At 73.5% G+C, this 5671-nt stretch carries 5 protein-coding genes; 3 read left to right on the plus strand and 2 right to left on the minus strand.

Going from position 1 to position 5671, the window contains the following annotated elements; genetic code table 11:
- Positions 1-92 precede the first annotated feature (92 nt).
- Positions 93-1376, plus strand: a complete 1284-nt coding sequence (locus ACRDP3_RS14500) for a thymidine phosphorylase (RefSeq protein ID WP_431517345.1) — start codon at positions 93-95, stop codon at positions 1374-1376.
- Between the two features lie 107 nt (positions 1377-1483).
- Here ACRDP3_RS14500 and ACRDP3_RS14505 read toward each other — a convergent pair whose 3' ends face one another.
- A complete protein-coding gene (locus ACRDP3_RS14505) occupies positions 1484-2782 on the minus strand; it encodes an MFS transporter (protein WP_431517341.1) in 1299 nt (432 codons plus the stop codon).
- A 91-nt stretch (positions 2783-2873) separates the two neighbouring features.
- Between ACRDP3_RS14505 and ACRDP3_RS14510 the strand changes: the two genes are divergently transcribed.
- Complete coding sequence (locus tag ACRDP3_RS14510) at positions 2874-3815, plus strand: LysR family transcriptional regulator (protein WP_431517342.1); 942 nt, start codon at positions 2874-2876, stop codon at positions 3813-3815.
- 28 nt (positions 3816-3843) lie between these two features.
- The gene (locus ACRDP3_RS14515; RefSeq protein WP_431517343.1) at positions 3844-4761 is read left to right on the plus strand and encodes a class I SAM-dependent methyltransferase; all 918 of its coding nucleotides are present in this window, start codon (positions 3844-3846) and stop codon (positions 4759-4761) included.
- A 229-nt stretch (positions 4762-4990) separates the two neighbouring features.
- Here ACRDP3_RS14515 and ACRDP3_RS14520 read toward each other — a convergent pair.
- Positions 4991-5671 (minus strand): alpha/beta hydrolase (locus ACRDP3_RS14520; RefSeq protein ID WP_431517344.1); only part of this gene is annotated, 681 nt, incomplete at its 5' end.

A 5671-nucleotide genomic window follows, 5' to 3' on the forward strand; every position in this document is an offset into this window, starting at 1 on the left:
GCGGCGGTGTCCGGTCCGACGGACAATGGTCAACCGTTACTCGTTCCCGTCCCCTCCGAAGGAGGCCTCGCACCATGGCTGTTCCGGCTCCGATGGACGCCATCTCCGTCATCCGCACCAAGCGCGACGGCGGTGCTCTGACCGAGCGGCAGATCGACTGGGTGATCGACGCCTACACGCGCGGCGAGGTCGCCGACGAGCAGATGTCGGCACTCGCGATGGCGATCCTGCTCAACGGCATGTCACGGCCGGAGATCGCCCGCTGGACCGGTGCGATGATCGCCTCCGGGGAGCGGATGGACTTCTCCGCCCTGACCCGTCCCACCGTCGACAAGCACTCCACGGGCGGCGTCGGCGACAAGATCACGCTGCCGCTGGCCCCGCTCGTCGCCGCCTGCGGCGCGGCCGTGCCCCAGCTGTCCGGCCGCGGCCTCGGCCACACCGGCGGCACCCTCGACAAGCTGGAGTCGATCCCAGGCTGGCGGGCCGGCCTCGGGAACGACGAACTGCTCGGCATCCTCGGTGACGTCGGCGCGGTCATCTGCGCGGCGGGCGACGGACTGGCCCCGGCGGACAAGAAGCTGTACGCGCTGCGCGACGTCACCGGCACCGTCGAGTCGATCCCGCTGATCGCCAGCTCCATCATGAGCAAGAAGATCGCCGAGGGCACGGGCTCGCTGGTGCTGGATGTGAAGACCGGCTCCGGCGCCTTCATGAAGTCGCTGGACGATGCCCGTGAACTGGCCGCCGCCATGGTCGAGTTGGGTAACGACCACGGCGTACGGACCAGCGCGCTGCTCACCGACATGTCCAGCCCCCTCGGCAGAACCGCGGGCAACGCCCTCGAGGTGCGTGAATCCGTCGAGGTGCTGGCGGGCGACGGCCCGGCGGATGTCGTCGAGCTCACGCTCGCGCTGGCCCGCGAGATGCTGGCCGCCGCCGGCCTCCCGGACGCCGACCCGGCGAAGGCGCTCGCCGACGGCAGCGCGATGGACCACTGGCGGCGCATGATCACCGCCCAGGGCGGCGACCCGAACGCCGCCCTCCCCCTCGCCCGCGAACAGCATCTGGTCACCGTCCCCGCCACCGGCACCCTCACCCGGCTCGACGCCTACGCGGTCGGCCTCGCCGCTTGGCGCCTCGGCGCGGGCCGGGCCCGCAAGGAGGACCCGGTCCAGGCGGGGGCGGGCATCGAACTGCACGCGAAACCGGGCGACGCGGTCACGGCGGGACGCCCGCTGATGACCCTGCACACGGACACCCCGGAGAAGTTCGGCTACGCGCAGGAGGCGCTGGCGGACGCCTACGACATCTCGCCCAAGGGCACCGAGTTCGCGCTCCCCCCGATCGTGCTGGAACGCGTGGCGTCACCCTGACCGGCCGGCGGGGGACGTCTACCGCACGTTGCGGGCGGTGAAGGCCGGTGAGGAGATCGGCCTCCCCGAACCGTTCGCGCTCACCCTGAACACCGCGGACCTGCCCGTCAGTTGACGGGCAGGGGCTTGGGGCGCCGAGCCGCCGCCTGTCGGGTGGCGTACAGGGTGACGCCGCCGGCGAGGGCCATCGCCCCCAGACCCAGCATCACCGTCGCCGCCCAGCCGGCCGTGCCGAAGGCCGCCGCGCCCAGTGCCCCGCCGATCGAGCTGCCGATGTAGTACGCCATCTGGTACAGCGCCGACGCCTGTGCCCGGCCCTCGGTCGCCGTGTGGCTGACCGCGCCCGAGGCGACCGTGTGCCCGGCGAAGAAGCCCGCGGTGATCAGGACGAGGCCGAGGACGATCGCCACCAGGTTGTCGGCCAGGCTCAGCAGCAGCCCCGTCGACGCCGTGCCGATGCCCAGGTAGAGCGTGCCGCGCCGCCCCAGCCGCGCGTTCAGCCTGCCCGCCGTGGCCGACGTGGCCGTACCGACCAGATAGATGACGAACAGGGAGCCGGCCAGGCCCTGGGAGAGCCCGAAGGGTTCGGCCACCAGCCGGTAGCCGAGCACCGTGTAGACCGCGCCGAAGACGATCATGAACAGCAGTCCGATGGCGTACAGCCGCACCAGCAGCGGGTTGCGCAGGTGCGCCGCGACCGTACGGGCCAGGCAGCGCCCGTTCAGCCGGGTGGCGCGGAAGTGCCGGGCCTTGGGGACCAGCAGCTGGAAGGCCACCGCGCACAGCAGCGAGGTGACGGCGACCGCCAGCAGACCGGCACGCCAGCCCCACGCCTCGGCGATCCAGCCGGAGAGGATGCGTCCGCTCATTCCGCCCACGCTGTTGCCCGCGACGAACAGCCCGGTCGCCGCGACCAGATACCTGCCCCGCACCTCCTCGGCGAGGAACGCCATCGCCGAGGCCGGTACGCCCGCGATCGCCGCGCCCTGCGCCGTCCGCAGCGCGATCAGCGTGCCCAGGTCCGGCGCGAGGGGGACCGCCAGGGCGAGGGCGACGGCGACCGCCATCGACACCGACAGCATCCGGCGCCGCCCGAACCGCTCGGAGAGGGCGGCCAGCGGCAGCACTGCCAGCGCCAGACCGATCGTGGCGCCGGAGACCGTCCAGCTCGCCAGGGCGGGGTCGGCGTGCAGATCGCGGGAGATCTCGGGGAGCAGGGCCTGCGTGGAGTAGAGCAGGGCGAATGTCGCCAGCCCCGCGGCGAAGAGCGCGAGCCGCATCCGGCGGTGGCCGGGGTCGCCCGGGCTCAGCTTGGTCGTTTCGGTGGCGGAAGGGCCGGCGGGGCCGGAGGGGGACCGGTCGGCGGCGCCCACCTCGGTGGGCGCCTCGGTATCGGCGGTGGGCATGGCTCGAACGTACGATCCCCGGACTGATGCGTCCAATGCACAGAACTGCAATAATCGTTCCTGTCACGCATCATCGCAGCTGAGGCAGGCCATGTCACCGCCACGTCACGAGAATGACATCCCGGTCACATCCGACTGGCCGGCGGCGCTCACCCCTCGGCTCGCCCAGTTCGCCGCCGTCGCCCGGCACGAGCACGTGACCCGGGCGGCGGGCGAGCTCGGCGTACCCCAGTCCACGCTGAGCCGCGCCATCACCCGCCTGGAGAGCGACCTGGGGGTCGTCCTGTTCGCCCGGCACGGCCGCACCGTCTCGCTCACTCCCGCGGGCCGCACCTTCCTGGCCGCCGCCGAACCCGCCCTCGCCGCCGTCCAGCAGGCCGCCGAGTCCGTACGGGCGGACGCCGACCCGGCGAAGGGCAAGGTCGCCTTCGGGTTCCTGCACACCCTCGGCTGGGAGACCGTTCCCGGCCTGATCCGGGCCTTCCGCGCCGACCACCCAGGGGTGCGCTTCGCGCTGGTGCAGAACTACGGCGAGGCCATGCTGGAACGGCTGCGCGCGGGCGACCTCGACCTGTGTCTCACCTCGCCGCTGCCCGACACCCCCGACCTCGTCGCCCGCCGCCTCGACGAGCAGCGGCTGCGCCTGGTCGTACCGGACGATCATCCGCTGGCCGGCCGCAAACGCGTCCGCCTCGCCGAGGCCGCCGACGAGCCCTTCGTCACCCTCGAACGCGGCTACGGCATGCGGCACCTCCTCGAAGCCCTGTGCGCCGAGGCGGGGTTCGCGCCCCGGGTCGCCTTCGAGGGCGAGGAGGCGGAGACGATCCGCGGCCTGGTCGCCGCCGGCCTCGGCGTCGCGCTGCTGCCGCCCCCGGCCGTACCGCGGCCCGGCGTACGCGAACTGACGGTCACCGCCCCGCGTGCCGTCCGCGAGATCGGCCTCGCCTGGCTCGCGGGCCGCCCCGACACCCCGCCGGTGGCCGCGTTCAAGAGCTTCGTGCTGAGCCGACGGGGGCGGCTGCTGTCAGGATGACCCGTACGAGCGACGGAGGGCGGGCGACGTGAGCGCACACACCGGGCACCAGCATGGCCACCACCACCACGGGGACGGCGAGGCCGGCCAGGACATCGATTGGGACGCCATGGCCGCCCACCTCGAACGGGAGGCCGAACTACGCGCCCCCTTCGTGACGGAGGCGGTGGCCTGGCTGCGGGACCTGCTGGCCGCGGGGGGCCGCGACCCGGACGCGGTCGACCGGCTGCTGGACGTGGGCAGCGGACCCGGCGTGCACAGCTGCCTGCTCGCGCACGCCTTCCCGCACGCCGAAGTCGTCGCCGTGGACGGTACGCCGAGCCTGCTGGAGCGGGTACGTGACCGCGCGGCGCGGGAAGGGCTGGCCGGCCGCGTGCACACGCGAGAGGCCCAACTCCCCGACGACATGGGCGGTCTGGGCACCGCCGACCTCACCTGGACAAGCCACGTCGTCCACCACCTCGGCGACCAGCAGGCGGCCCTGGACGCCCTCGCCGGGTCGGTACGCCCCGGCGGCCTGCTCGCCATCGTCGAACGCGGGCTGTCACCGCGCTTCCTCCCCCGCGACTTCGGCATCGGCAGGCCGGGTCTGCAGTCCAGGCTGGAGGCGCTGAACGAGGACTGGTTCACCGAGATGCGGCTGGCGCTGCCCGGTCACACGGACACCGTCGAGGACTGGCCCGCGATGCTGGCCCGCGCCGGACTGACCTACGCCGGCACCCGTACCTTCCTCATCGACCTGCCCGCCCCGCTGGACGCCTCCGTCCGCACCCATCTGCACGCCCAACTGGCCCGCTACCGCGACACGCTGACCGACCTGCTCGAGCCCGGCGACATCCCCGTACTGGACGCTCTCCTCGACGAGGAGTCACCCACGGGAATCCTGCAACGCCCGGACGCCTTCTACCTGACGGCCACCACGGTCCACACGGGCCGCGCGTCCTGACCCCCGCACGGGCGGCCCGGGGCGCGGGGGCCGGTGCGGGCCGCTCCGGCGAGCGTGTCCGGACGGCATGATTTACGGCCCGGGCGCCGGGCGGAACGTCAGCGTCCCTCCTTCAAGTGCCCGGGCCGAAAATCACGCTTGAGTGTCCGGACACGCCCACCTGCGCGTCCCACCCCTCGGGTGCGTTCGCGGCTGCGGGATGTACCGAGTACGGCTCTGCCGGGGGGAGCTAACCGCGGATGCCGCCACCGAAGCCCGTGGCGAGCGGCATCCGCAGGCCCAGCGGCGGCGGCGCCGCCATCGCGTCGTTCAGCGGGCGGGCGAAGTCGCCTCCGCACACCGTGCCCAGCACGAAGTTCTCCGCCAGCGCCGCGACTTCCTCCCGGTACCGGCGCAACGCGTGACCGTCGGTGTGCACCTCGAAACGGCACACGTGCACGTTGGCCTTCTTCGCCCGCTCGGCCAGCCGGTAGGACAGCTCGGGGTCGGTGTGCCCGTCGTCCGTGCCGTGCACCAACAACACGTGCCGGCCGGCCAGTTGCCCTATCGGCTCGGGCTCCGCTTCCGGCCCTGACCGTCCCGGGCCCGCCGCCGGCAGCCACGTGGACAGCGCCAGTACCGACGTGACCGCCGGGTGACCCGCCGCGCGCAGGGCCGCGCGCGCACCCACGTCGACCCCGGCCAGGCACACCGGTACGTCCCCGTAGCGGCGTACGACCTCCGTCACCGCCCACTCGGCGTCGCGCGCGGGGTGGGCGGCCTCGTCGTTCCAGCCGCGGTAGCGGTAGTGGACGATGTGCGCCACCAGCGTCGCGTCCGGTTCGCCCTGCCGAGCGGCCCGCACCAGCCGCCGTGCCAACGGCTGCAGCGCCGCCGCCGCTAGCGGCGAGCCCCGCCGTACGCCGTGTGC

This window comes from Streptomyces sp. (assembly GCF_050698815.1).
In the GTDB taxonomy this organism is placed as follows: domain Bacteria; phylum Actinomycetota; class Actinomycetes; order Streptomycetales; family Streptomycetaceae; genus Streptomyces.